Below are 24,534 nucleotides of genomic sequence, written 5' to 3' on the forward strand. Positions count from 1 at the left end.
GGGCAGCAGGGTACTGCCCGGCCCCCTCGCCCCTCGCGCCGCGCCACGTACTCTGGGACCGTGGAGAGGATCCTGGTCAGCGCCTGCCTGATGGGGCGGAAGGTCCGTTACGACGGGGCCGCCAAGACCAGCGGCGACGCGCTGCTGGCCACGTGGCGGAGGGAGGGGCGGCTCGTCCCGTTCTGCCCCGAGGTCGAGGGCGGCCTGCCCGTTCCGCGCCCGGCCGCGGAGATCGAGGGCGGAGCCGGGGGCGAGGCGGTCCTGGACGGGACGGCCCGGGTGCTGACCGCCGGGGGCGCCGACGTCACGGAGGCCTTCCTCATCGGCGCGCGGGCGGCGCTCGACGCGGCGCGGGCCCACGGTGTGAGGGTGGCGATCCTGAAGGAGGGCAGCCCCTCCTGCGGCAGCCTGACCGTCTACGACGGTACCTTCGGCGGCCGGCGGGTGCCCGGCTACGGGGTCACCACGGCCCTGCTGGAACGGCACGGCGTCGCGGTCTTCGGCGAGGAGCGCGTCGCCGAGGCCGCCGCGCGACTCCGCGACCTCGGCGGACTCGGCGGACCCGGCGGACCCGGCGGACCCGGCGGACTCGGCGGACTCGGCGATCTAGGGGACCTCGGCGGCCTGGGCGGACTCGGCGACCTCGGCGGACCCCGCGACCTCGGCGGCCTCTAGTACTCCCACAGGTCGGTGCGGTTCTCCCCGCCGATGCAGAAGACCGCCGAGCCGTGCTGTCCCTGGACGAGGTCGACCCTGATCCAGCCGGTGGCCGAGGCGACCTTGGCCTCGTAGCCCGCGTTGGGGGCGGCGGCGATGAGGCGGCACACGCCGTCCTCGATGGCGAACGAGACCGAACCGCCCTTGACGTTCACCACGCGCAGGTTCTCGGTGGAGATCGACTGCGTTCGGGTGGCCGTCGCCCTGGGCGCGGCGGACGAGGAGGAGGCGGGGGCGGCCCGGGTCGCGGCGGGCCCGGACGGGGACCGGGAGGGGGACGCCGACGGCCCGGGTCGGGAGAGCCCGGTCTCCCGCGTGCGTACCGGCGTCGCGGCGGTCCTCGACGGGGAGCGGTCCGGCCGCGGCCCGGCGGTGTCCCGCGCGGGCGGGGTGAGGCGGGGCGCCGGGGTCCGGCCGGGCGCGGCGGAGGAGGCGGCCGGAGTGCCGACGACCTGCGGCCCGGTGGGCGCTCCCTGCGGGAACGCCGAGTCTCCCGTACGGCCGATGGCGGCGTTGAGCGGTTCGACGCTCGCGTCGTCGAAGACCTCGCTGCGGAGCACGTCCCGGACACCGAACCAGGCGACCGAGATCGCCAGGACGGTGGCCCCGCACCACACCGCTATGAATCCCAGCGTCTGCCGCATGTCGTGAATTATTACGCCATATGTCTCATTGTTCACTACCGTTACATGGCATGGCGACGGTTCTGGTGGTCGAAGACGACGAGTACGTACGATCCGCGATCATTCAGGAACTCAGCAGGCGCCAGCACGCCGTGCGCAGCGCGGGGCGCGCCCTCGACGCGCTGAGGGAGATCACCCAGAACCCCCCGGACGCGGTGGTCCTCGACCTCGGGCTGCCCGACCTGGACGGGGCGGAGGCGCTCAAGATGGTCCGCAGCGTCTCCAGCGTGCCGGTCATCGTGGCCACGGCCAGGGACAACGAGGCGGAGATCGTCCGCCTGCTCCAGGCGGGGGCCGACGACTATCTGGTCAAACCGTTCTCCGGCGACCACCTGAACGCCCGCCTGGACGCCGTGCTGCGCCGGGCGCGGAGCGCGTCCCCGCCCTCGGTCCTGTGCGTCGGCGCGCTGTCGGTGGACCTCAACCGGCGTGAGGCCGGGCTGGACGGCGCCCCGCTCACCCTCACCAGGCGCGAGTTCGACCTCCTCGCCTACCTCGCCGCCCGCGCCGACCGGGTGGTCTCCCGCAAGGAGCTGCTCACCGAGGTGTGGCAGCAGTCCTACGGGGACGACCAGACGATCGACGTCCACCTGTCCTGGCTGCGGCGCAAACTCGGCGAGAGCGCGTCCTCCCCCCGCTACCTGCACACCGTACGCGGCGTGGGGGTCATGCTGATCACGCCGCCGTGAGGCGGACCCTCGCCCTGCTCACCGTCGCGGGAACCTCGATGGTCGCCCTGGCCTTCCTGATACCGCTCGGGCTCATCGTCAGGGAGATCGCCCACGGCCGGGCCATGGCCGAGGCGGAGCGGCAGGCGTCGGCGCTCGTCCCGGTGCTGGCCATCACCGTCGACCCGGACCGGCTGACCCACGCGCTGCTCAGCACGGGCGCGCGAGACCGGATCGCGGTCCACCTGCCCGGCGGCGGCTCGGCCGGCACCGTCAGGGCCCCCGCCGAGACCGTGGCCGCGGCCTCCCGCCTCACCCGGGCCATCACCACGGAGATGGACACCGGCTACCTCCTGCTGCGCCCGGTCGCCCTGGACGGCGGCAGGACCGTGGTCATCGAGATCTTCATCCCGTCGGCGGACCTCACCCGGGGCGTCGCCTCGTCGTGGGCGGTGCTGAGCGGGGTGGCGGCGGTGCTCGTCGCCGGATCGCTGCTGGTCGGCGACCGGCTGGGGGTGCGCGTGGTGCGCTCGGCCCGGCGGCTGGGCCGGGCGGCGAGCGCCCTGGGCGCCGGGGACCTCAGCGTCCGCATCGAGCCCGAGGGCCCGCCCGAGCTGGTCGCGGCCGGCGAGGCGTTCAACAGCATGGCCGACCGCGTGGTCCAGCTGCTCGCCGCCGAACGGGAGATGGCCGCCGACCTGTCGCACCGCCTGCGCACCCCGCTCACCGCGCTCCGGCTCAGCCTGGACCACCTGGGACCCGAGGCCGAGCAGAGCAGGAGCGCGCTGGGCCGCCTGGAGGCCGAGGTGGACCAGATCATCGCGGCGGCCAGGCAGCCCTCCCGCGCGCCGGAACTCGTCCACTGCGACGCCGCCGAGGTGCTGCGCGAACGGCTGACCTTCTGGTCCGCGCTGGCCGAGGACCAGCGGCGCCCCTGGGAGCTGATCGGCGCCTCGGCGTCCGTGCGGGTGCCGGTCGCGGCCACCGAGCTCAGCGCCGTGCTGGACGCCCTGCTCGGCAACGTCTTCCGGCACACCCCCGAGGGCACGGCGTTCACGGTGACCCTGCACCAGGGCGCGGGCACCGTCGGCATGCTGATCGCCGACGCCGGTCCGGGCATCCCCGACCCCGAGGCGGCGCTGCGGCGCGGGGCGAGCGGCGCGGGGTCCACCGGGCTCGGCCTGGACATCGCCCGCAGGCTCGCCGAGTCCTCGGGCGGCACGCTGCGGATCGACTCCTCCTCCCTCGGCGGCGCCAGGGTCCAGCTCTGGTTCCGCACCGACCGGCACGACCGGCCCCCGCGCACCGCCCGGCGCCTGGTCGGCGACCGCTGGCCGCGCAGGAACGCGGCGCGCTGAGACCTGTCCGGGGGTGCCTCCGGGGAGGGTTGGTTAGGTCACCCGTAAACCCACCTTAAGTAAGGCTAAAACGCGGTGTCTCACCGTTCCGACTGACCAATCATGAAGAGGAGCGCGGACGTCACCCGCGTCCGTGGTTCCCGGCTCGCCCTACCGTGCCGGCCTCGCATCCAGACGGAGGAGGCGCGGCCGGCGCGGCAAGGGCGAGCCGGGAACCCGCTTCTCCGGTCATCGCCCGAAAACGGGAGGCCGTCTCTTCGCTCCCGCCCGGCAACGGGAAGCCGTCTCCCGGCCCTCGGCCGAACAGCGGGAATCCGCTTCTTCGGCCTGGCCCGGTGACGGGAAGCCGCTCCTTCGGCCCTGCGACGGGAAGCCGCTTCTCCGGCCCTGCGACGGGAACCCGCTTCTCCGATCCCGCCCGGGGCGGCGGCCCCCGCTCCTCCGGTATCGCCCGATAATTCGTGACATGCGCGCGAGCCGTCTCATCTCCCTGCTGATGCTCCTGCAGACCCGCGGCAGGATGACCGCCCGGGAACTGGCCGCCGAACTCGAGGTCTCGGTCCGGACCGTCTACCGCGACGTGGACTCGCTCCACTCGGCGGGCGTGCCGCTGTACGGCGACGCTGGCCCCTCCGGCGGCTACCGGCTGCTCGACGGTTACCGCACCCGGCTCACCGGGCTCACCGCGGGCGAGGCGGAGTCCCTGTTCCTGACGGGGATGCCGGGCCCCGCGGCGGAGCTCGGCCTGGGCCCGGTGGTGACGGCCGCGGGGCTCAAGCTGATGGCGGCGCTCCCGGTCGAGCTCAGGGACAGGGCCGGGCGGATCCGCGAACGCTTCCACCTCGACGCGCCAGGCTGGTACCACGGCGCCGACGAGACCCCGTACCTCGCCGCGGTGGCCGACGCCGTCTGGAACGAGCGCCGCCTGGAGATCCGCTACCACCGCTGGAAGGCTCCCCAGGACGTGGTCCGCACGCTGGAGCCGTACGGGCTGGTCCTCAAGGCGGGGTGCTGGTATCTCGTCGCGCGGGGCGGCGAGCGGGTGCGGACCTACCGGGTCTCGCAGATCCTGGAACCGCCCGCACTCGGGGAACCGTTCGAGCGGCCCGCCGGTTTCGACCTCGCCGCCCACTGGAGCGGCGCCCTGGAGGAGTTCGAGGAACGGCTCCTGGGGGGCGAGGCCGTCATCCGGCTCTCGCCGTTCGGCATGAAGCGGCTGCCGGACATGGTCCGCCCGGCCGTCCTGCGCGCCGCCGAGGCCACCGCGCAGCCCCCGGACCACGAGGGCTGGACGCGCGTCACGGTCCCGGTCGAGTCCCCGGAGCACGCGCTGGCGGAGTTCCTGCGCTTCGGCGCGGACCTGGAGGTCGTCGCCCCGGCCGAGCTGCGCGACCTCGTCGCGGAGACGGCGCGGGCGGTGGCCGGGATCTACGGCGGGTCCGGAACCAAATGACCGCAGGTCAGACGAGCACAAACCCACCGATGCCGGTTATGGTGTCGCATGTCCGGGTAAACGCGGTGAATATTATCGGCGCCTCTGTGTAACGAAGACCGATGACGAACTTATCTAACTACCACTAAATAATCTTATGTCGCACGAATAGGGATCCCCGTGTCCACGCACGCCGTCCGTCACTGGATCTCCACCGCCCAGGGCAGGGTCGTGGTGGCGCTGGCCGTCGCGGTCACGACGCTCCTCGCGACCGGCGGTGTCGTCGCCCTCAGGGGCGGCGCGCAGACCGCGTCCACCGCCCCGGCCGCCAGGCCGGAGCCGATGAGCCTCGACACGGCCGTGGAATGGCGGGCGCGGGCGGCCGAGTGGACGGCCAGGGAGATCGACGCGGGCCGGACCGTCGCCTGCGACCCGTCGACGTGCGAGGAACTCGCGGGCCGCGGAACCCCCGCGGGCTCGCTGCTCCGCCTCGACGGTCCCGACGGCCCCGGGACGATCCTGCAGAGCGACGTGGTGATCGTGACCGCCCAGGTGCGCGGCACGCTCGCCGCCCAGCTGGAGGTGCTGCTCAGCCCCGAGGTGCTGGCCAGGTTCGGTACCGGTGCCAGCCGCTTCGAGGTGCGCGAGGTCGCCCCGGAGGGCAGGGCCGCCTACCGGGCACGGCAGGCCGCCGACGTGCGCGACCGCCGCTACGCCGGGCACGAGCTGCTCGCCAACCGCAGGCTCGGCGTCACCCCCGACGTGGCGCGCCAGCTCTCCGCCGGGCAGGTCGACGGCCGGCTGCTCACGGTGATCGCGATGCTCAGCGCCGACCGGCGCCTGTACCTCCGCTCCTTCGGCGACGCCGGGGAGACCTCCGGCGTCCCCCTGCGCAGCGTGGACATCGCCACCGTCGACGGCAGGCCGCCCCCGGCGACCGCCGTGACCGGCATCGGCCGCGTCCTGCGCGACCAGGAACCGCGGTTCCGCCCCGCCGAGACCACGCTCGCCACACCTCCCGAAGGAAGCACCCCCGTCCTGCGCATCCGGTACGGAGCACCGAGCCCGCTCGGCCTGCTCACCCCCTGAGCTTTCCCGAGTCCCTTGAGCCTTCCCGAGTCCCGAGCCCCCGGAGCTCTGAGCCTTCCCGAATCCCGAGCCCCCGGAGCTCTGAGCCTTCCCGAATCCCGAGCCCCCGGAGCTCTGAGCCTTCCCGAATCCCGAGCCCCCGGAGCCCTGGGCCTTCCCGAGCCCTGAGCCCCTAGAAAACCCTGAGCCTTCCCGAGTCCCCTGAGTTCACAGAGTCCCCCCGAGTTCCCCCGAAGTTCTTCCTGGAGACAACAGCGATGAAGTCCACGCGTCTGCTGACGCTTCCCCTCATAGCCCTGATCGTCCTCTGCGCCACCCCCTCCGCCGCCGCCACGCCCTCCGGGCCCCGGGCCGCCGACGGATACGTGCGGCTTGCGCACTTCTCCCCCGACACCCCCGCCGTGGACGTCTACCTCTACGACTTCGGCGGCGAGAAGGCGCGGCTGGTCCTCGAACACGTCCCGTACGGGGCGCTCTCGCCCTACCAGAAGCTCGCTCCCGGCCAGTACACCGTGGCCATGCGCGCCGCGGGGGCGAAGTCCTCGACACCCCCGGTGCTCTCCACCAACGTGCGGGTCGTACCCGGCCGCGCCTACACCGTCGCGGGCACCGGCCCGTTCAAGAGCATCAGGCTCTCGGTGCTGCCGGACACCGCCGACGTACCCTCGCAGCGGGCCGGGCTCCGGTTCGTCGCCGCCTCGCTGAAGACGCGGTTGCTGCGGCTGGGGGTGGGAGACGGCACCGTGGCGTCCAGGCTCCGCTTCGGCGCGGCCTCCGACCACCTCGTGCTCCCGCCCGGCGAGCGCACCGTCACCGCGAAGGGCGCCTCCGGCGAATCGGCCACCTCGAAGGTGAGCCTGGCGCCGGGCGCCGTCCACACGGTCGTCGTCCTCGACGGCGAGACCGGCCTGACCCTGCTGGACGTACGCGACGCCGCGGGCCCGGGCATCACCCCCGAGGGCGGCGTCGACACCGGCCTCGGCGGCCTCGCCACCACCGCACCCGCCGGTACCACGGCCACCGACACCACCGGCACCGGCACCGCGAACACCGGCACTGGCACCGGCACTGGCACTGGCACTGGCACCGCGAGCATCGGCACCGATTCTCCCGGAAGGTTCCTCGCCGTCGCCGTCCTCGCCGCCCTCATCGCCGGAACCGCGGTCACGGTACGCCGCCGCGCCCCCGTCCCCGCCGCTCCCTCCGCCAGCTCCGGCCGCCCCGGCCGCTCAGCCCGCTCCGGCCGTGACCGGGTGGTGGAGCGTTCCCGGTGCGACTCCCGCTGACGTGAAGGTTTCCGGGGCACTCGTTCCCCTCCTGTGCGCGTGGCTCCTGACCGGCGGGTGCGGAAACGCACCCGCCGACGCCCCCGCACCCCAAACCACCCCTGCCACCCGTGCCGTCTCGGCCTCTCCAACCGCCCCTCCGGGAGGCTCCGCCACCACCTCGTCCTCACGCGGCACGACCACGCCCGGCCCCGTCTGGTCGGCGGTACCCGGCCAGGTCGCGGTCCCGCCCACCCCCTCGCCCGGCGCGCGGCACGCCGAACCTGCCCTCGTCACCATCCCGGCCCTCGGCGTCCGAAGTGACCTGGAACGACTGACGATCGGGCCCAACGGGGAACTGACCCCGCCCCGCGCCTTCGACCGGGCGGGCTGGTACGCGGCCGGAGTGCGGCCGGGCAACACGGGCCCGGCGGTCATCGCGGGCCACGTCGACAGCGAGAGCGGCCCGGCCGTCTTCGCCGAACTCGGGCGGCTGCGCAAGGGAGACGAGATCCACGTCGGCCGTACGGACGGCACGCGGGTCCTCTTCGAGGTCGACGCGGTGCGCACGGCGGCCAAGGCCGACTTCCCCACCGGGGACGTCTACGGCGCGACCCCCGACGCCCAGCTCCGGCTCATCACCTGCGGCGGGCGGTTCGACGACGAGCGCGGCCACTACACCGACAACGTGATCGTCTTCGCCTCCCTGAAACCCTGACCGCGACCGGAGCCACCGCGCAGGAAAAAGTCCCGGAGCGACCGGGGCTCCCGGCGCGGACGGTGGTCTCGTGGCGGACAGGAGTGCGGCGCGAACAGGCATGAGGTCACAACGCCCCCCGAGCCCCAGCCCGACCCCCATCGCCCCCAGCCGGATCCCCCCGAATCGACGGAGCCGACCGGGTCCCCCGGTGTCAGCGGCGCGGATCCAGGCTCCAGGCCCTGACCGCGCGGTCGTTGCCCCCCGCGACCACGACCGGCCGGTCGCCGACCCGGGTCACCGCGACGGAGCTGACCCAGCCGGTGGATCCGGTGAGCGGGGCCCCGAGAGGGCTGCCGGTCGCGAGATCCCACACCCGCACGGTCCCGTCCCAGCTGCCCGAGACGACCGCGGGGCTCCCGTCCAGCTCCGTGACCGCCAGGGCGGCCACCCTGTCGGTGTGACCGGTCCACGGCTTCCCGACGGGCGCTCCCGTACGCAGGTCACGCACCCGCACGGTCGCGTCGCCCCCGTGCAGGATCACCGGCCGCCCTCCCACCGACCCGACGGTGAGAGCGGTGACCGGCGCGCCGCCGACCTCGTACGGCCCCGCGACAAGGCGTCCGTCGGCCGGGTCCCACACCCGTACGGCGTTACCGGCCCCCGCCGCCACGATCACCGGGCGTCCGTCCAGCTCGGCCCGCGCGAGCGAGGTGACCTCGCCGTCCTTGCCGCGCAGCGGCGAGTCGACCTCCTCGCCGGTCGCCGCGTCCGAGACGAGCAGCCCGCCGTGTCCTCCGGAGACCACGACGCCCCGCCCGCCCAGCTCGGTGAGGACGACCGACAGCACGTCACCCCGGTGCCCCCGGAACGGGCGTCCCAGCATGGCGCCCCCGGCGAGGTCCCAGACCCAGAGGCCACCGCCGAGGCCACCGCAGACGACCACCGCCCGGCCGTCCACCTCGCCCGCGGTGAGCGCCGACACGTACGAGGTGCCGACCTTGAAGGACCGCCCCGCCCGCCCGCGAGACCCCGGCTCCGAGACGCGGACGACGCTGTCCCGCCCGGCGGACACGGTCACCGCGCGCCCGTCCACGGTGGCGGTGGCGACGGCGAGCACGTCGGCGGTGTGGCCGGTGAACGGGCCGCCGAGGGGAGCGCCGAAGCGGGGGCCTACGGCGAGGGCCGTCACCGGCGTCGGCCGGGGCGCGGCGGGAGTGTCGCGTTCCGGGCCGGACAGCACGACCGGCACCACGACGACGGCCGCGACCAGGAGCAGCGCCACCCCCGCGACCACCGCCCCGGCCGCTGTCGGCCGCGCGGGCCAGGTGGGCCGGGTGCCTCCCGTCACCGGGCCGGTGGCGGGCGCCGGATCCTCGCGCGTGCCCGGTGCGGGCCGGACGCCTCCCGTCTCCGGGCCCGCGGCGGATGCCGGGCCCTCGCGCGTGCCCGGTTCCGGAGGGGGCGACGCGGTCGTCTCCAGCGTGTCGCCCGGCTCACCGCTCCCGTACGCCCACCGGCCCTCCGCGTCGCTCCCCACGAGCGCGTACAGCACCTGACCGGAGGTGGGGCGTTGCCGCGGGTCCTTGGCCAGGCAGGTGGCCAGCAGCTCGCGCAGCCGCTCGGGAACGCCGTCGAGATCGGGCTCACGGCTCATGATGCGGTTCATCACCGCGGGGATGCTGTCGTTGCCGAACGCCGGGCGGCCGGTCGCCGCGAACGTCATCAGCACCGCCCAGCTGAAGACGTCGGAGGCCGGCCCCGGCCGCCATCCCTCCAGCTGCTCGGGCGACATGTAGGAGGGGGTGCCCTGGACCTCGCTCGCCAGGGTCGCCGCGACGTCGACCATCCTGGCGATGCCGAAGTCGATGACCCGCGGGCCGTCGGGGCCCAGCAGCACGTTGCTGGGTTTCAGGTCGCGGTGCACGATGCCCGCCCGGTGGATCGCCGCCAGCGCGGCGGCGGTCCCGACGGCGAGCCGGTCGAGCGCGCCACGGTCGCGGGGCCCCTCCCTGCGCACCAGCTCCTCCAGCGACTCGCCCCGGACGAACTCGCTGACGATGTACGGCCGGTCGTGGGTCACGTCGGCGTCGAGCACCCGGGCCGTGCAGAACTCCGCGACCCGCCGGGCCAGCTCGATCTCCCGCAGGAAGCGCGTCCGGGCACCGGCGTCGGCCACCAGCCTCGCGTGCAGCACCTTGATGGCGACCGGGACTCCCGAGGGGGTCTCCCCCAGGTAGACCGTGCCCTGGCCACCCTCCCCGAGCAGGCCCACGAGACGGTACTCGCCGATCGACTCGACCTCGCCCGGCCGCAGCGGACGGCTGTCCGGCACCTCGACCTCCCCGGCGATCCCGTGAACGCTCGACGGCAGGAGACCCGCGGACGCCCTCGGAGGGGAGCGCGGGGCCGACGGCCGATCGCCCCAGCCTACGGCCCCGGCGCAGGTGGGCCGTTCCGGTCGCGGGGGCCGGTGATTCGCGCCCTCCCGCGCAGGTGGGACCGTTTCCGGGCCGGGGTGCCCGGACAAAGGAGCCGGACAAAGGGACCGGACAAAGAGAACCGCCCCGACCGGCACCGGAGCGCGGGCCGGGGCAGGCCGGGGGCAGGTCGAGGCGGGCCGGGGAGTGGAGCCGGCAACGGCTACGGCTCACCCGAACACGTCCTGCCGGCATGAGGAGCCACGAAAGCGAATCAACCCGCCCTGCCCCAGGTCGCGTTCCACCTCGGGCTCACCGGCCTGAACTAGTCTTCGTAGCGGAGGGTCACCACGAATCCGGTTCCCTCCAGCGCCTCACCGACGGGAGTCGTCTCCCACACGGCCAGCTGGCGGTCGTGCGCCACGGCGAGGTTCAGCACCTCCACGAGCTCGGAGGCGCTGGGCGGGGTGGCGAGCACGCAGCGGAGAATCGTCTGGCCGGTCTCGGAATCATCGTCGTCATCCAGGTCATCGGAGATCCATCGGCCGATCTCCAGCTGCCAGGCGGCCTCCCTGGATCCCGGCATGGGGGCGAAGATGTTGAGGAACTGACGGTGGCCCGGCTCTTCCCAGGGATCGAAGTCGACGAACAGGGAATCCTCGATGATCAGGTTCGCCCGTTCGTTGTCACATCGATCGAAGGCGTCGTACAGGATCCGGAGATCATCGACGGCCTGCTCAAGTCGTTTCCGGGAAACCCCGAACTCGAGGCGGTCCAAGCGGAGGCGTTCCCCTTTCAGGCAGTGGGGATCGCCGAGGTAGACGTTTCCGCGCCGGCTCTCGAAGGTCACGAACGGATTGTCGAACTCACACAGGCGCAGGTCGCCCGGTCCTTCGGGCCCGGGGTCCTCCGAGGCCCTGATCAACGCGCTCACCTCCGCGTCGATCTCGGCCTTGACCGCGGTCCGGACCGGCTCGGGGACCGAGGCCGTCGCCGCGTCCAGGTCTGTCAGCGCTCGGCGAAGCAGCAGTTTGACGTACTCGTACCAGAGGCTGTGCGCGCCATGGAGCAGACCGTCCCGCGCGTCCTGTTCGACGAGCGCGGCGAGATGGCCGGCCGGGTAGCGCCCCGTGGCGCCTCTGCGCTCGTCCCACACGGTGAGCGGGACGGTGGCGTAGGCGGAGACTCGGTTGAGGGCGTTGACCAGAGGCGTGGCCAGCGCGGTGTTCTCGACACTGGTCACCGTCACCGACCGGACGCCGTCCGGCGCCTGATAGCTGGCCAGGATCTGGACTTTTCCTCGATTTGCGTGCTGGGAGTAAATGGTCATGCGGGCGCGTCCTTTCGGCCGAAGGGACGGGTGAGGTCCGATCGGCTCGAGGAAAGAGGAATTCGGCACGGGTCGCGGGATTCGACCGGCACCTCGAAGATTCGCGGCGGTGGCTCAGATCCGATTCCAAGCTCCATGCCCGTGTTGAAGAGTACGCCTCGCATCGCCTGGAACGCACGCCCTCCGGCACGGCACCGGCTGTTCCCAAGTCCTGCGGGAGAGCGCGAGAGGTGGAGCCCTTCACCCGGGAGCGACCGCGACGGCCGAAGACGCGAAAACAGCCCAGGACGATCGCGAGGAGACGCCGGCCCCTCGCGTCGATGACGGACGAGGAGAAAAACCGGCAGGAGGTCGCCCGAGCGAGGCCTTACCGGGAAGCGCGAGGGGGGCGAAAGCCCTGGGGTCCGGGAATCGTCCCCCGTGTACGCGAAATGGCCCGTGGCGGTCGGCCCCGAAGGGACAACAACCACAGGCCATTCATTTCGCGTGAAGCCGTGTGGAGCTATGGGGATTCGAACCCCAGACCTCCTCCATGCCATGGAGGCGCGCTACCAGCTGCGCCATAGCCCCTGGTCACCGCTTCGAGTGCTCTCGTCGCGGCGCTCGGGAAGCATATAAGGACACCCGCGTGTTCACCTAATCGACGACCACCCGGCCCGCGCCCGCCACCGGGGCGCAAGCCGCACCCGAGCCGCACTCAAGTCGCATCGCTCGGAGGTCACTCCCGGGCGGCCTCGGGGCCGTCGTCGGTGGCCTCTGGGCTGTCGTCGCTGCTGACCGGCTCGGGGAGGGTCCCGGCGTTGTGCTCCAGCAGGCGCCAGCCCTTGCGCGCCTCCTCCAGCACCGACCACGAGCAGTTTCCGAGCCCGCCCAGGGCGGGCCAGAGCTCCTGCGGCAGGTTCATCAGCTTGGCGATGCCGAGCCTGATCGCCGCCCCGTGCGAGGCGACGACCAGCAGTCCGTCGGAGTCCATCTCCCCCGCCCAGCGGCGCACGGCCGAGGAGACCCGGTCGGCGACGTCGCCGACCGCCTCACCGCCCGGGGCCTCCCAGGCGGTGAACTCCCGGGGCCACCTCTCGGAGATCTCCTCCCGGGTGAGCCCCTCCCACTGGCCCCCGCCGCGCTCGCGCAGGTCCTTGTCGACGGTGACGTCCAGGCCGGTGACGCGGCCCAGTGCCGAGGCGGTGTCGAAGGCCCGCTGGAGATCGGAGGAGACGATCATGGTGGGACGGAGCGCGGCGAGCAGCGAGGCCGCACGGGCGGCCTGCGCGATCCCGGTCTCGTCGAGGGGGATGTCGCTGTGACCCTGGAAGCGATGCTCGACGTTCCACAGCGTCTGGCCATGCCTGAGGCAGACGACGCGACGACTCACTCAGCTACCGCCCCGCGGGCGCGCTGGGCGGCGACCTGGGTCACGCTGTCGGGCAGCGCGATGGAGGGGCAGTCCTTCCACAGGCGCTCCAGCGCGTAGAAGGTACGGTCCTCCTCGTGCTGGACGTGCACGACGATGTCGATGTAGTCCAGCAGCACCCAGCGGCCCTCGCGCTCGCCCTCGCGGCGGACGGGCTTGGCGTCGGCCTCGATCCGCAGCCGGTCCTCGATCTCGTCGACGATGGCGCGGACCTGGCGGTCGTTGGTGGCGGAGCAGAGCACGAACGCGTCGGTGATGACGAGCTGGTCGCTCACGTCGTAGGCAAGGATGTCATCGGCCAGTTTGTCGGCCGCCGCCTCGGCGGCGAGCCTGACGAGCTGGACGGATCTGTCGGTTGCTGTCACGGTGTGGGTCAGTCCTCCTGCTAGTCGGCGCTGTCACCTATCAGGGTGCCCGATTCGGCGCTCGTTGAAGAGCCGCCTTCTGAACAACGCCTATCGTGTGCCACCCGATTCCGCGCCGCAAACGAATTGGCGGCCTGATCAGGGGCGTCCTTCGCGGTCGGGACCGCGCTTGTCGATCTCGGGTGGAACGGGCACCGGCCGGGCCGTTCGACGATCAGGCCGGGTGAGCTGCGGGTACTCGTCCCACGCAAACTTCCCAAATCATAGCGAATTTCATCGGAACACGTTCTAGCCTGCGGCATTTCACTAGATCATCGCGATTAACAGGATTTTTCACCATCCGTCACTCCAGCCCCACCCCGCACCGACCTCGCCCCCTCTCCCGACCTCGCCCGACCTCGCCCGCCCGATGGACCCTCTCCCGCCCTACGGACCCTCGCCCGGCCCGCGAGCCCTCCACCCGACCCACCCGGCCCACCCGGCCCACCCGGCCCACCCGGCCCACCCGGTCCACCCGGTCCACCCGGTCCACCCACCCTCGGCCCGCCCACTCCCGGGACACGCGAGCACACCCTCCTCCCGCGCTCCCCTTCGGCATCGGCTTCCCCTTCGGACGGACTATCCGATCCTCCGGACGGACCATCCGGAGCGGACTCAGGGGAGATCTACGCCCGAAATAGCAAATTTCATGATTAACCACACCCATCGCCCCAACGAGCAGGCAGAAGTCAGAAGACAGAGCCACCCCGTCATCGCCTCAGGCGATGTCGAACCATGACCGGCCCGCCGCCCAGTGCCTGACCCATCCGGCGAACCCGGGATCCCCCGTGGTGAAACCGAACCCGGCGCCGAAGGGAACGGCGCCCTCACCGCTGATCTGCCAGACATGCCCCCGGTGCGGTCCGCTGACGACGAGGTGCCAGTACATGCCGCATCCGTCGGTGCCCAGAACGATCGAGCCATGGTCGAAGACCTGGTCGAGAAGAGGGTCGATCTCCTCCTGAGGGCGAGGATCCCCTTCCCACAGCCACATCCTCGTCAGCGGAAAGGGCCGGGCCAGGACCCGCCGAGGCCGGTCGTCTCCCCAGTCATCGGGCAGGTCGGCCAACGGCACGAGCCCGTGGTCCGGCGGCCCGGAGGAGGACCCGTCGCAAATCTCGGCGACGAACGTCCGGTACGGCTCCGGCAGGACGATCCCGTGCTCCGCCTCGAAGGCGCGTACGGCGTCCCGGCCCAGTGGCGGCTCACACGCGCCGACGTCGAAGGCGGCGCGAAGGGCGGCGAGGTCGGCGGGATCGGCGTGATCGGCGTGATCGGTGTCCATACGGCCCATGGTTATCACCGCGAGCCGGAAGGCCCGTCAACGAGTCCTCGCCCCGGACGGCGCCATCGCCGTGGCCGAAAGACATCACCGTGGCCGAGAAGCGCCACCGCCACCGTCGCCGTTGGCGGCATTTCGCGGAGGACCGACGCGACAGGAGGCGGCCGTGACACCGTGAACCCCGGCAACCCCGAAAACCCCCCGTGGACGGCGAACAAGGCGCGACACCGGCCCTGTTCAGAGCGGCCTGTCCGAAGACACCCTGCCCAGGCCCTGTCCAGGCCCCGATCAGAATGCCCTGATCAAGATGCCCTGATCAGGGCCGCGCGTGACCGTACAGGCCGCGCTTGTTGATGTACTGATGCCTGCAATGTCCGGACCTGCAGCTATACGGGCGACATGTCCCCTGACCTGCAAATACGCGTCTCGGCTGGTCTCGGCAGATCTCGCCGAATCTCGTGGTGGTGTGCCCTCGATGTGCCCTGCGATTTGGACGTCATTCCTTGAGGCGGCCAGTCTCGCGCGCCCAGTCGAGAATGTCGGAGAGCCACCACCAGTCACGGCCGGAGATCTTCCCTTCCGGCTCCGGGATCTTGGCGACGTTCACCCACTCCTTCGCCGAACGGCGACGCCAGGTGACGACTGTGTTCTCTGAGACGCCGAGATGCTCGGCGATGCCGTCGATGCCTACAGGAATCCACGGCGGCTTGGGGCGCTCCATGCCATCAGTGTAGATGCTGGGCGCACGCCTGCCCACGCATGGCGGATGTCCAAGATATGCGCATGCCTGAGGTTGACAGGTGAATGCCTGAGACATACGGTCGAGAAAGCAAAACGGGCCGAGCTGGTGCGACGAACACCGGCCCGACCCTTGAACCACAACCTGCGCAGACAGGAAGTAGCTCCATGCACAACCTTAAGACCAGCTCCACCGGCACGGTTCACGCCGCGGTTGACGGGCGCCCCGCCTGCCCGACCCGTACGAAGACCGCCCACGCATACAGCGACACCACCGACGCCGTCACCTGCGGACACTGCCTCAAGCTGCTCGCCGAGGTCCAGCGGATCGAGGCCGAGGCGGCGGGCGAGACCATCACCGGCCCCCGCCACCGGATCGCCACCGCTCGTCGACTGTTCTTCGCCACGCCCGCCGTGACCTTCCCCGCCGAGGCGCCCGTCCACGGCAAAGACGACGTCGCACCCAAGCTCGTCGCCGCCGCGAACCTCCCCGACATCAGCTGGGACGAGCAGCCCGCCGAGATCCGAGACGACCTGCTGCTCGTCGCGATGAGCTTGGGGATGCTGCTCGGCCTCGAAGCGGTCGACGAGTACGGCTACGAATCCGCCGAGCGCATCATGTGGCGGATGAGCCGACGTGAGCTCACCACGTTCGACATCGCCGAGATGTCCGCGACGTTCCGGGAAGTGTTCCTCCGCAGGCAGGACGCCAAACAGTGCAGCGAGGGCGACTGCCTGATGTGTGAGGCGGTCGCATGAGCGGCCACAGGTCGTGGTGCAAGGAGCACCACGGGGATTACTGCCACTCGACTCCCTCGGAGCCGGGCAAGGCCTACCTCCTGGCCGACCAGCTCGACGAGCAGCCGTACATCTTCTTCTACGTCGACGGTGACTCGCTGCCGGTCGACGCGGCCGAGAAGTTCGCTCAGGCGATCCTCGCCCAGGTCGCGCTCGCCCGAAGCACTTCCTCATAGCAAGACGGCACGGGCCGGTGCTCGAACACCGGCCCGTGCCTCGACCCCACACCTGCCAACACAGGAGCAAGATCGTGCAGCAGAATCTACTCCCTCCGCTCCAGCCCGGACAGTGTCCGGTGTGGTGCGAGCGTGAGCACATCCCCGGCGACCCGGTTGTCATCCACGGCGTGATCGTCACGTACGGCGAGATCGAGATCGTGTGGGTGCAGGTCGAAAAGGACGGCGTGGTCCAGGACCCGCTCGTCAGGATCGCCCACCCGGTCGGCGACAGGCGCCGGCACCTGGAGTGGCGGCCGGAGACGTCGGCGGACGTCGGCGACCTCCTCGCGTCCATCAAGGTCCAGGACATCGCCGACGTCGCGGCCCGCCTGATCGCGTCCTTCGACCAGCTCGGAGGCACGCTGTGATCCGCTTTTTCACGACCCTGGTTGTCCTGCTGCTCGCTGCGGTCGCGGCGGTCGTCAGCTACCGGCACGCGTTCGAGGTGGTGATCGCCAACGGCGAGTCGGGGTTCACCGCCTACCTGGTGCCAACCACTATCGACGGCGCGATCTTCGCCTCGTCCATGGTGCTGCTCGACGCGGCCCGGCGGGGACACGCCGTCCCTGCCCTCGCCCGCTGGACTCTCGGCCTCGGCATCCTCGCGACGCTCGCCGCGAACGTGGCGCACGGGTGGGCGCATGGCGTGGTGGGGTCGATCGTCGCGGCCTGGCCAGCGATCGCCCTGGTACTCAGCTACGAGTTGTTGATGGGCATGGTGCGGCGTGGAGCCACACCGTCACCTGTCCAGAATTGGACACCTGAGGTCGAGGTCGTCGAGCAGGCGTGGCGGGATGTCGAGGAACTCCTGAAGCTCGCCGACCAGGCCGAGGTACACCTGCCGCCTGTACCTGCGCAGGTCAACGACTCGACGGTTCCAGCAGAGCTGCCCGATCTGTCTGGCATGCCGAACGGCGAGGTACAGCCCGAAGGTGTACCTGACCCCGACGCGGAGCTGTACCCGCTGGCCCTGAGCAACTTCCTGGGCGACGTCACACAGGGCGAGTTGCCGAGTGTCCGCACCATCAAGACGCGGATGCAAGTCGGTACCGAGCGGGCGCGACGCCTGCAGTCCTACCTCGGCGGCCTGGTCGAGGCGACGTCATGACCCCCGGCGACTTCGAGCACGTTGACGGCCTCGTCATCGAGAGCGAGGAGACGTTCTCCATCAGCCTGGTTCGCGAGAAGGGCACCGACCGGCTGTTCGTCGAGGTGCTCCACGGCCAGCTCCACGGCGAGAAGTACATGTACGCGCCGCTCGACGTCGACATCACCCGCGTGGGGTCGCTCGACACCCTCGCCGAGGCCATGGGGACGGAGGAGGGGCGGTGAGCCGCACATCGAAGGGCAGGCCCCGCCACCGGCCCGCGTTCACCCGTGGCGAGGAAGGGCGGCAACTCCGCCGACGCCTCGCTGAGCGGGACGGCTCCCGGTGCTTCTTCTGCTGGGAGCCAGCCGAGGACCCGACGAGTCTGACCCTGGATCACTACATCCCGAAGTGCCTGTGGCAGGCGAGCAAGTTGTACAACCTCGTGCTGGCGTGCCACGGGTGCAACAACGCGAAGGGTGACACGCTGCCGTGGCCGCTGGTGTGGCTGCTGCTGGCGCGGTTCTCGGCGCCGGATCCGGCGTCCAATGCGCAGACGCGGGCGTGCCCGCGTGCGGGTACCACCCTGGCCGAGGCGGCGTGATGACCGAAGACGACGAGATCCAGATCAGCGACGAGCAGTGGGACCTCGTCTTCGACATGATCAGCCTGACTGATCTGGAGATGGCCTGCGTGGTGGTCCTGCTGTCGGACGTCGAGCGGGGGGCCGTTCACCGGGCGGTCCAGCGGATGAAGGCCACCAGGGACTAGCAGACCCCAGGCGCCTCAAGAGGGGTGCCTGAGCGCCCCCCACGACCCCCACACGGGTCCCGTATCCCCAGGTCGGACCCGTGTGGGGGTGCCACGTGGGGGTGCCACGTGGGGGTCGTGGGGGTGTGGGGGTGTGGGGGTGTGGGGGTGCCGTGGGACTCCCACGCGTGGGGGTTGTGGGGGTCACGGATCGTGCCCCCTCCCCGGTCCCCCCTGGGGAGGGGGCTCCACACGCGGGCGCACGTGCGGGGGCGTGGGGGCGTCCGTTGGACATCGCCGCGGACATCATGTGGACGTCGCTGTGGACATCCGAGCATCACCAGGAGTGACCGAGACGGGGGATGGGCCTCGACGGGCAGAACGTACCAAGGAATGTCCCACCACTCCCCTATACGAGGGGCGGGGGAGGGGCTGGGGACAATTCCCCGAGAGGGGCTGTGGGACATTTACCGGTCACGGAGCGTGGCAACTGTGATGCAAGATCACGTCACAGTTACGCGGACAGAAATCGGGCGTTGGCCCCCGCTCCCCTAAGGACACGAGGCGGAACAGTTGGGCCGTCACAGTTGCCGTCACAGTCCGTCCGGCACTGGGCGCGGCTCGGCGGACGCGCACGGAGCGCAACCAAGCAAGAGTTGGAGCACGTGGCTTCCCGGCGCCGGGAACCTACTCCTTCGGCCAGTTCTCCCGGTCGGCGACGAATGATTCGCGCTGCGGCATCGTCACGACGTAGCCCTCCTCGCGCAGCAGAGCGACTGCGGCCCGCGCTGTGTCCCTGGCGATCCCGTGATCACCGACAAGACTCGACTCCGACGGGATCGGGTCGCGCGGCTTCAACTCACCGGCTCGGATCTGGGCGCGGATGATCGCGGCCACCTGCCGGTAGATCGCCTCTCGGTTGAACCTGTCGATCTCCATGAGGGAGACGCTAGAGACGTGGCCCACCTCGGTCATATGGCCAACGTCCTAGACGAGGTAGACAAGGCCAACGTATGGTCGGGACATGGCCGACACCCCCACCGGCATCAGCTGGACCGCCCCATCTCAGCCCCGGGACTGGCGCACCGGGCACCCCGACTCCCCCACGATCAAAGCAGGGGTGGTGTCCTCGATCCTCGCCACGTGGCGGGAGGCGTGGACGTGACCCCCGAGGACATCGAGCGGATGCACGCCGACGCGGTGAAGAACGGCGCGGACCCCAAGACGTTGGAGAAGCAGCGCCGGGAGGCGCTCGCCGAGTGCGGCGGGGATCCAGAGCAGATGGCGCGCTGGGCTGACTTCGATGACCGCCTCGATCGCTACTGGCAAAGCCTACGCCCGTCACGCAGACGGCACTGATCTTCCGTGCTGGGCGAGTCCCGCGTCACCGGGGCCCAGTACGGAAGACGACGGCCCCGAACCGGAGGGACCGGGGCCGCCGTCATACGCTGGTCTCCGCCCGAGGTCTAGTCGGGCGGAGACCAGTCAAGCTTGTTCATCGTTGTCGCTCCTCGGCGGGGCGGCGGGTATCCCGTTGAAAACCCGGGCGATGACAGCGAGGGCGCTGGGGGCGAGTGGCCCGAACGAGTTGACGAATGCCTGGATCTCAGGGGACTGGGCCCGCTCAGCGAGGTAGGCCGTATACGCCGCTTCCTCTTCGGGAGTACGGTCGCTCACTTCGTGGACTTCCGCTTCTTCATTTCCTTCCGGATGCGGCGCACGGCGGCGGAGGCGATTGACAGCCGGAGCATGTGCGCCCGGTGTCCTGCCACTGCAGCCTTTTCGCGATCTTCGATGCTCATCAGCCCATCGGGGTCGACGGTTGTCCGCCAGTACTCCAGCGAAGCAGGACTCTTCGAACGACCAGGCTGGGTGCGTGCGGGCCGATCGATGGTTTGAGACCAGGAGATCAGGGCGCCGAGGCGACCATTCCTAGAGTGACTAGTCATGAACTGAGAGTGCGCTTTCTTTGTAACCGCTTCGAGCAAGTCGAGTCAGATAGTTGGCGCCCCTGCCTCGTCCTCCGGGCGGGGGCGCCGTCGTGTTCACCGCTGACACTGATCCCGGCTCGTGTCGCCTCCGAGCCGGGACCGGATCACACTCCTTTGCTCCCGAGCCGGGAGTACAGGGCGGCGGCGACCACGTCCACGTCGGCCTGCTCGCGGACGGTGAGGGTGTCGATGTGCACGAGCGACCCGGCGACCTGCCGGGAACTGAGTGTCCCTTCGCTGCTGCCGCCGCTGGTGCTGCTGGCGGGTCCGCCTGAAGTGGACGGCGCCGCCTGCACCGGCCTGGAGGTCCTGCTCCAGTTCGTACCGCCAGACATCGCCACACTGGTGATGCTGGCCGCACCCTGCAACGCGATCTTCTTCGGCGGCTCGATCTTCTGCGTGGTCTTCACCGCAGACGCCGACATGCCCAACGGCTGGGTGCTCTTCACCGCAGATGCCGAGATGCCCGTCTTGCTGGCAGCGCCTCGCGGGCTTCGCTCGTCGCCCTTCGACCCCGTGGCGCCCTTCGAGGAACTGCCCGCCCGCGGGCTTCGCTCGTCTCCCTTGGAGCCGGTGGCGCCCTTCGCGTCGCCAGCCGACGAAGCCGCCGCTGAGATCGCGGTACCGAGCAGCGTCACCGCATCCGTCAAAGGCGGCACCTCGGACGAGATGACCTCACCCCACCCGGTCACCTCACCCGCGAGATACCCAGCGATCTCCCCCACCCCTGCTAGGGACGAGGTGAGAGTGCCGGCGTCTCCGAGGGTCGCGTCCAGAGCCGCCGTAGCCCCGCCGAGGGAACCGGTCAGATCCACCGCCGTGGCGTCCAGTGCGCCGCGGAGAGCGTCAATCCCGGTGACCGTCACCATCGCCCCGCCGGCGCCCAAGAACTGACCTCCGCTGGCCGCCGACGTCGACCCCGCCGTGTTGAGCGCGATCTGCTCCGGCACCACCGCCATGCCCATGATGGACGCGGCCTCGCCGAGGACCTGCATACCCCGGCCCCGCTTGGACGGATCCAGCGGAATGAACGCCTCCCACCCGGCCTCGCCCATGATGACGTCCGGTCCGCCGCGGCCCGAGATCAGCGCCGGAGACCGGGCGATCATCGCCGCCGGACTCGACCCCAGCGAGCGGATACCGCCCATGGCCATGTAGTCCGGGGCGCCGTTGCGGTTCTGGATACCGCCCCACGCGTTGCCGCGCGCCGAGGTCGGGTTCAACCCGCCCTTGAGCTGTAGATCGGCCCGTCTGGCGATGTCGATCAACGTCCGTTGAATGTTGTTCAGGTTCGCCTGAGCAGCCCGCGTGTCCATGTCGATCCGCAGCTGCTTGGACTTCAAGTCAGCCAAGACCTCCTTGAGATCCTTGCCGCCCTTCGAGGCTTTCGCCGCATCAGCCGCGGAGATCCCATACGCCTTTGCCAGCAGAAGAACCTGCTCTTTGGCATCCCGGTTCTTGCCCGCCAGCTCCGTCAGCCTCGGCAGCTGCTCCAACACAGCTTTCGTGCCGTCCGAAGTCCTACCCGACAAGGTCTGCGCACCATCAGCCGCGGTGCGGATCGACTCGATGTAGCCGGAGAACGACTCCCTCGCCCGGATGACCGCGTCTTTCTGCGCGTCCGTCATGCCCCGGCTGATCGACATTTTCCCGTTGGCGGCGTCCAACGCAGCCGCCGTGTCCTTGTACGCCTTCTCCAGGTTCCTCGCGGCCTGGTAGGCGTCCGTCCGGCCCGCGAAGGCATCGAGGGCGGTGTTGAGCTCACCGACCTTCCGGCCGTGCTCTCCGGCCGCGTCAGCCGCAGCCTTCGACGCGATGGAGTCGAGCTCCTTGCTGTGCTTCAACTCCGCCAGGCGGCTCTCCAGCGCCTCGACGTTGTCCGCGGCGGCGCGCTGCGCGTCGGAGAAGTAAATCGTGTCGAAAACAGCGAACCCGATCTGAGAACGCTGCTCCTCAATGGCCCGGGTGACCGCGGCGATCTCCTGATCAACGTTGCCGCCACCCAGCGCTGAGACCTTCTCGGTGAACTTCGACGCCGCGTCCGCATTCGCCGAAAGCCGCGACTCCAGCACCAGCAGCCCGCCCGCCAAAGCAGCGCCACCCACGACACCGCCGAGCAGGCCCAGCTTCCCGCCCAGACCACCGATGGCGTCGCCCAGCCCGGCCGCCTTGCTCTTCGCCCTGTCGACCGCGCCACCGAACTCCGTGAAGAAGCTCGCGACCCTCAGACCGCTCTGAGCAACCTTGATCGCGACAATCGCCAACGCGATCAACTGGATGTGCTCAGGGTCCATGCCGGCGACGAGCTGCGCCAGCATCGACAGTCCCGACAGGGAGCCCAGCCCGAGCGGCGCCAAAGCCGTGACGATGTCACCGCCCGCCCCGGCGATGCCCTTGATCAGCTCCCACACCTCGGGGGCGTTCTCCCGCACGTAGAAGATGAACTCCCGGAACTCTGGGCTGTTCTTGAGTTGCTGCCCCCACTTGGCGAACGCCTCGGTGGCGTCCTCGGCCCCGCCGACGACGACGGGCATAAACAGCAAAAAGGCGTCAACGATCCCGGCCACCCCGGCGCCGACGTTGCCCAGCGAATGCCCCAGCCCCAGGACCGCTGTCGGCGCCTGCACACCCAAGTTGTCGAAGAACTCCGACCACCACGGCCCATTCAGAGCCTCGTCCGCTTCCACCGCCAGCTGCCCCAGCGCAACCGACGATCCGCGCACCAACGGCGTAGATCTCGTCATCGCAGTGGAGAAAAGATCCATCCCGGCCACCATCGCCGGGAACACCTCAGGCTGCAGGGACCGCTGCCACGCTTCCGACTCCTGCCGGAACTTCTTCAGCTCACCCGCCATAGCCTTCTCAGCCGCAGAAAGATCATTCCACGCCGGGGTCAACTCGCCCGCGGCCCGGCGAGCCTTCAACGCGGCGGCCTCCTGCTCCTGAAGCCCCTGGTTGATCCGCTCCAAGCTCGGTGTCGCGACCGCAGCGAACCCCGCCACACCGGCACCCGCCACGGCGAACGCACCACCCAGCGCAACCGCGCCCGCACCCATCACCGCCAGCGCAGGCAGGGCAGCCGTCGCCGACAAAGCGGCTCCGACCAGGCCAATACTCGCCAGCGCACCCGACACGTCAGCATCGACCTGTACCCGAGCCTCGTTGCCCGTCAGCCGATTCACCTCGGCGTCCACCGCGGCCAACTCACCGAGCGCCTGACTGATACCGGCCTTCACGTCGAACGACGCTCCGCGCTCCAACTCCACCAGCTCAGCGCGAAGAACCTGCATCTGCATGAACGCCTGATCAGCGTTGATATCCACGCCGATCTTCTTCTGTGACAGCTTCTCCAGCTCGTCGCGAACCTCGGCGACCTTCAAATCAGCCGCGGTCGAGTTCGCGTCAATCTCGATCTTCGGGAGCTTCCTCACCGCGTCTTCGAGCTTCTTGCGCATGCCCGACGCGGCGCCGGCGGTCTCTCCCATCTTCCGGTTCAACCCGGACAGGTCACGGCCCGCAGCTCTCGACCCGGCAGTGAACCCCGCGACGTCCATCTTCAGCCGGACACTCACACTGCGCTCAGCCACGACCACACCCCCGGGGACCGACCCGCCGACCCGCACCCACGGAAGACCGCGGGAGAGGAGGAATTTCCTGCGTACGCATCCGGGGACTCACCAGCCCCTCGACCCGAGCACGGCCGCCGACTCCTCGGTGGCGTACTGCAAAAGACGGCCTCTCGTGCGGAAGTCCTCAGACTCAGCCGCCCAATCCGGCTTCAACACCCGAGCGGGCTCCCGCTCGGCCTGCTCCTGATACTCCTCGTGGCGGTCCGGATAGACGTCCTGCATGATCCAGCCGTTGGCCTTCAGCCACTTCTCGCGCATCTCATGCCACCGGCGCCGCGCCCGGCAATACTCGACCATCTCCCGCGCTGAAGTCGGCAGCGGCTTCTGCACCGGGCTCTCCGGCGTCCCCCCAACCGCCCACTGGCCGTACTGGAACCGAAACAGCCACGCCGGCACCTCATCCTCATCCGGCTCCGACATCCCGCCGTTGGCGCGGGCACGCCTACGCTCGCTCACCCTTCCCCCTGACCTGCGATCGTCCAGCCCATGGCCTTCATTCCTCTCGGCGTCAACCCCAGCTGCTCGCCGAGGTGTCGCATCTCCTGAGCAGCCCACGCCGACGCATCC

The 24,534-nt window shown here is 70.6% G+C and carries 26 protein-coding genes, 1 tRNA gene and 1 pseudogene; 16 read left to right on the plus strand and 12 right to left on the minus strand.

Annotation, left to right across the window (positions count from 1 at the left end; all coding sequences use genetic code 11):
- Positions 1 to 60: 60 nt before the first annotated feature.
- Positions 61 to 546, plus strand: a pseudogene (locus tag ABT053_RS31230) (2-thiouracil desulfurase family protein); the annotation flags it as partial.
- 125 nt (positions 547 to 671) lie between these two features.
- Here ABT053_RS31230 and ABT053_RS31235 read toward each other — a convergent pair.
- Positions 672 to 1,361, minus strand: a complete 690-nt coding sequence (locus ABT053_RS31235; RefSeq protein WP_350973841.1) for a hypothetical protein — start codon at positions 1,359 to 1,361, stop codon at positions 672 to 674.
- 50 nt (positions 1,362 to 1,411) lie between these two features.
- Here ABT053_RS31235 and ABT053_RS31240 point away from each other — a divergent pair, with 50 nt between their 5' ends.
- The 6 genes from ABT053_RS31240 to ABT053_RS31265 all read left to right on the plus strand — a co-directional run bounded on the left by ABT053_RS31240 (position 1,412) and on the right by ABT053_RS31265 (position 7,930).
- Entirely contained in the window at positions 1,412 to 2,089 is a 678-nt protein-coding gene (locus ABT053_RS31240) for a response regulator transcription factor (protein WP_350973844.1), read from the plus strand.
- Positions 2,086 to 3,426, plus strand: coding sequence for a sensor histidine kinase (locus ABT053_RS31245; RefSeq protein WP_350973845.1), 1,341 nt, complete (start codon positions 2,086 to 2,088; stop codon positions 3,424 to 3,426). Before ABT053_RS31240 ends, ABT053_RS31245 begins: the two co-directional genes overlap by 4 nt.
- 466 nt (positions 3,427 to 3,892) lie before the next feature.
- A complete protein-coding gene (locus ABT053_RS31250) occupies positions 3,893 to 4,879 on the plus strand; it encodes a helix-turn-helix transcriptional regulator (RefSeq protein WP_350973846.1) in 987 nt (328 codons plus the stop codon).
- Positions 4,880 to 5,038: 159 nt separating this feature from the next.
- Complete coding sequence (locus ABT053_RS31255; protein ID WP_350973848.1) at positions 5,039 to 5,947, plus strand: hypothetical protein; 909 nt, start codon at positions 5,039 to 5,041, stop codon at positions 5,945 to 5,947.
- Positions 5,948 to 6,204: 257 nt separating this feature from the next.
- Positions 6,205 to 7,233 (plus strand): DUF4397 domain-containing protein, encoded by a 1,029-nt coding sequence (locus tag ABT053_RS31260; RefSeq protein ID WP_350973850.1) that lies wholly within the window; start codon positions 6,205 to 6,207, stop codon positions 7,231 to 7,233.
- Position 7,234: 1 nt separating this feature from the next.
- Complete coding sequence (locus ABT053_RS31265; RefSeq protein WP_350973851.1) at positions 7,235 to 7,930, plus strand: class F sortase; 696 nt, start codon at positions 7,235 to 7,237, stop codon at positions 7,928 to 7,930.
- Between the two features lie 193 nt (positions 7,931 to 8,123).
- On the opposite strand, the gene ABT053_RS31270 is transcribed toward ABT053_RS31265, so the two are convergent.
- From ABT053_RS31270 to ABT053_RS31300, 7 genes are all read right to left on the minus strand, one after another.
- Positions 8,124 to 10,244: a WD40 repeat domain-containing serine/threonine protein kinase gene (locus tag ABT053_RS31270; RefSeq protein ID WP_350973852.1), complete on the minus strand. Its 2,121-nt coding sequence runs from the start codon at positions 10,242 to 10,244 to the stop codon at positions 8,124 to 8,126.
- Between the two features lie 410 nt (positions 10,245 to 10,654).
- Positions 10,655 to 11,659 carry a hypothetical protein gene (locus ABT053_RS31275; RefSeq protein ID WP_350973853.1) on the minus strand — a complete coding sequence of 335 codons (1,005 nt, stop codon included), beginning with the start codon at positions 11,657 to 11,659 and terminating at the stop codon, positions 10,655 to 10,657.
- 497 nt (positions 11,660 to 12,156) lie between these two features.
- Positions 12,157 to 12,229 (minus strand) — tRNA-Ala (locus ABT053_RS31280).
- A gap of 148 nt (positions 12,230 to 12,377) precedes the next feature.
- Entirely contained in the window at positions 12,378 to 13,031 is a 654-nt protein-coding gene (locus ABT053_RS31285) for a histidine phosphatase family protein (protein WP_350973854.1), read from the minus strand.
- Complete coding sequence (gene rsfS / locus ABT053_RS31290; protein WP_350973855.1) at positions 13,028 to 13,435, minus strand: ribosome silencing factor; 408 nt, start codon at positions 13,433 to 13,435, stop codon at positions 13,028 to 13,030. Before rsfS ends, ABT053_RS31285 begins: the two co-directional genes overlap by 4 nt.
- Before the next feature lie 757 nt (positions 13,436 to 14,192).
- Positions 14,193 to 14,759: an SMI1/KNR4 family protein gene (locus tag ABT053_RS31295; protein ID WP_350973857.1), complete on the minus strand. Its 567-nt coding sequence runs from the start codon at positions 14,757 to 14,759 to the stop codon at positions 14,193 to 14,195.
- A 493-nt stretch (positions 14,760 to 15,252) separates the two neighbouring features.
- Positions 15,253 to 15,477 (minus strand): hypothetical protein, encoded by a 225-nt coding sequence (locus ABT053_RS31300; RefSeq protein WP_350973858.1) that lies wholly within the window; start codon positions 15,475 to 15,477, stop codon positions 15,253 to 15,255.
- 185 nt (positions 15,478 to 15,662) lie between these two features.
- Between ABT053_RS31300 and ABT053_RS31305 the strand changes: the two genes are divergently transcribed.
- From ABT053_RS31305 to ABT053_RS31335, 7 genes are all read left to right on the plus strand, one after another.
- Positions 15,663 to 16,253 (plus strand): hypothetical protein, encoded by a 591-nt coding sequence (locus ABT053_RS31305; RefSeq protein ID WP_350973861.1) that lies wholly within the window; start codon positions 15,663 to 15,665, stop codon positions 16,251 to 16,253.
- Positions 16,250 to 16,468, plus strand: coding sequence for a hypothetical protein (locus ABT053_RS31310; RefSeq protein ID WP_350973862.1), 219 nt, complete (start codon positions 16,250 to 16,252; stop codon positions 16,466 to 16,468). Before ABT053_RS31305 ends, ABT053_RS31310 begins: the two co-directional genes overlap by 4 nt.
- Positions 16,469 to 16,542: 74 nt before the next feature.
- Complete coding sequence (locus ABT053_RS31315) at positions 16,543 to 16,878, plus strand: hypothetical protein (protein WP_350973864.1); 336 nt, start codon at positions 16,543 to 16,545, stop codon at positions 16,876 to 16,878.
- Positions 16,875 to 17,618 (plus strand): DUF2637 domain-containing protein, encoded by a 744-nt coding sequence (locus ABT053_RS31320; RefSeq protein WP_350973866.1) that lies wholly within the window; start codon positions 16,875 to 16,877, stop codon positions 17,616 to 17,618. Before ABT053_RS31315 ends, ABT053_RS31320 begins: the two co-directional genes overlap by 4 nt.
- Complete coding sequence (locus tag ABT053_RS31325; RefSeq protein WP_350973867.1) at positions 17,615 to 17,842, plus strand: hypothetical protein; 228 nt, start codon at positions 17,615 to 17,617, stop codon at positions 17,840 to 17,842. The genes ABT053_RS31320 and ABT053_RS31325 overlap by 4 nt, the downstream gene beginning before the upstream one ends.
- Positions 17,839 to 18,201, plus strand: coding sequence for an HNH endonuclease (locus tag ABT053_RS31330; RefSeq protein WP_350973869.1), 363 nt, complete (start codon positions 17,839 to 17,841; stop codon positions 18,199 to 18,201). The genes ABT053_RS31325 and ABT053_RS31330 overlap by 4 nt, the downstream gene beginning before the upstream one ends.
- Positions 18,201 to 18,368: a hypothetical protein gene (locus ABT053_RS31335; protein ID WP_350973871.1), complete on the plus strand. Its 168-nt coding sequence runs from the start codon at positions 18,201 to 18,203 to the stop codon at positions 18,366 to 18,368. The genes ABT053_RS31330 and ABT053_RS31335 overlap by 1 nt, the downstream gene beginning before the upstream one ends.
- Positions 18,369 to 19,034: 666 nt before the next feature.
- On the opposite strand, the gene ABT053_RS31340 is transcribed toward ABT053_RS31335, so the two are convergent.
- Positions 19,035 to 19,322, minus strand: a complete 288-nt coding sequence (locus ABT053_RS31340) for a GntR family transcriptional regulator (protein WP_350973872.1) — start codon at positions 19,320 to 19,322, stop codon at positions 19,035 to 19,037.
- A 49-nt stretch (positions 19,323 to 19,371) separates the two neighbouring features.
- On the opposite strand from ABT053_RS31340, the gene ABT053_RS31345 reads away from it, so the two are divergent.
- Both ABT053_RS31345 and ABT053_RS31350 read left to right on the plus strand, forming a co-directional pair.
- Positions 19,372 to 19,512 carry a hypothetical protein gene (locus ABT053_RS31345; protein ID WP_350973873.1) on the plus strand — a complete coding sequence of 47 codons (141 nt, stop codon included), beginning with the start codon at positions 19,372 to 19,374 and terminating at the stop codon, positions 19,510 to 19,512.
- Positions 19,509 to 19,706 carry a hypothetical protein gene (locus tag ABT053_RS31350; RefSeq protein ID WP_350973875.1) on the plus strand — a complete coding sequence of 66 codons (198 nt, stop codon included), beginning with the start codon at positions 19,509 to 19,511 and terminating at the stop codon, positions 19,704 to 19,706. Before ABT053_RS31345 ends, ABT053_RS31350 begins: the two co-directional genes overlap by 4 nt.
- Before the next feature lie 314 nt (positions 19,707 to 20,020).
- On the opposite strand, the gene ABT053_RS31355 is transcribed toward ABT053_RS31350, so the two are convergent.
- The 3 genes from ABT053_RS31355 to ABT053_RS31365 all read right to left on the minus strand — a co-directional run bounded on the left by ABT053_RS31355 (position 20,021) and on the right by ABT053_RS31365 (position 24,423).
- The gene (locus ABT053_RS31355) at positions 20,021 to 20,149 is read right to left on the minus strand and encodes a hypothetical protein (RefSeq protein WP_350973876.1); all 129 of its coding nucleotides are present in this window, start codon (positions 20,147 to 20,149) and stop codon (positions 20,021 to 20,023) included.
- 293 nt (positions 20,150 to 20,442) lie between these two features.
- Positions 20,443 to 23,925: a hypothetical protein gene (locus ABT053_RS31360; RefSeq protein WP_350973878.1), complete on the minus strand. Its 3,483-nt coding sequence runs from the start codon at positions 23,923 to 23,925 to the stop codon at positions 20,443 to 20,445.
- A gap of 87 nt (positions 23,926 to 24,012) precedes the next feature.
- Complete coding sequence (locus tag ABT053_RS31365; RefSeq protein WP_350973879.1) at positions 24,013 to 24,423, minus strand: hypothetical protein; 411 nt, start codon at positions 24,421 to 24,423, stop codon at positions 24,013 to 24,015.
- Positions 24,424 to 24,534 lie beyond the last annotated feature (111 nt).

It is taken from the genome of Streptosporangium sp. NPDC002524 (genome assembly GCF_040295985.1).
Lineage (GTDB): Bacteria > Actinomycetota > Actinomycetes > Streptosporangiales > Streptosporangiaceae > Streptosporangium.

Bases quoted from the DNA above. Each gene is read 5' to 3' on its own strand.
- ABT053_RS31235 (WP_350973841.1), bottom strand. From the start codon at position 1,361: ATGCGGCAGACGCTGGGATTCATAGCGGTGTGGTGCGGGGCCACCGTC.
- ABT053_RS31325 (WP_350973867.1), top strand. From the start codon at position 17,615: ATGACCCCCGGCGACTTCGAGCACGTTGACGGCCTCGTCATCGAGAGC.
- ABT053_RS31310 (WP_350973862.1), top strand. From the start codon at position 16,250: ATGAGCGGCCACAGGTCGTGGTGCAAGGAGCACCACGGGGATTACTGC.
- ABT053_RS31355 (WP_350973876.1), bottom strand. From the start codon at position 20,149: ATGAGCATCGAAGATCGCGAAAAGGCTGCAGTGGCAGGACACCGGGCG.
- ABT053_RS31345 (WP_350973873.1), top strand. From the start codon at position 19,372: ATGGCCGACACCCCCACCGGCATCAGCTGGACCGCCCCATCTCAGCCC.
- ABT053_RS31275 (WP_350973853.1), bottom strand. From the start codon at position 11,659: ATGACCATTTACTCCCAGCACGCAAATCGAGGAAAAGTCCAGATCCTG.
- ABT053_RS31260 (WP_350973850.1), top strand. From the start codon at position 6,205: ATGAAGTCCACGCGTCTGCTGACGCTTCCCCTCATAGCCCTGATCGTC.
- ABT053_RS31295 (WP_350973857.1), bottom strand. From the start codon at position 14,759: ATGGACACCGATCACGCCGATCACGCCGATCCCGCCGACCTCGCCGCC.
- ABT053_RS31335 (WP_350973871.1), top strand. From the start codon at position 18,201: ATGACCGAAGACGACGAGATCCAGATCAGCGACGAGCAGTGGGACCTC.
- ABT053_RS31300 (WP_350973858.1), bottom strand. From the start codon at position 15,477: ATGGAGCGCCCCAAGCCGCCGTGGATTCCTGTAGGCATCGACGGCATC.
- ABT053_RS31250 (WP_350973846.1), top strand. From the start codon at position 3,893: ATGCGCGCGAGCCGTCTCATCTCCCTGCTGATGCTCCTGCAGACCCGC.
- ABT053_RS31305 (WP_350973861.1), top strand. From the start codon at position 15,663: ATGCACAACCTTAAGACCAGCTCCACCGGCACGGTTCACGCCGCGGTT.
- ABT053_RS31340 (WP_350973872.1), bottom strand. From the start codon at position 19,322: ATGACCGAGGTGGGCCACGTCTCTAGCGTCTCCCTCATGGAGATCGAC.
- ABT053_RS31240 (WP_350973844.1), top strand. From the start codon at position 1,412: ATGGCGACGGTTCTGGTGGTCGAAGACGACGAGTACGTACGATCCGCG.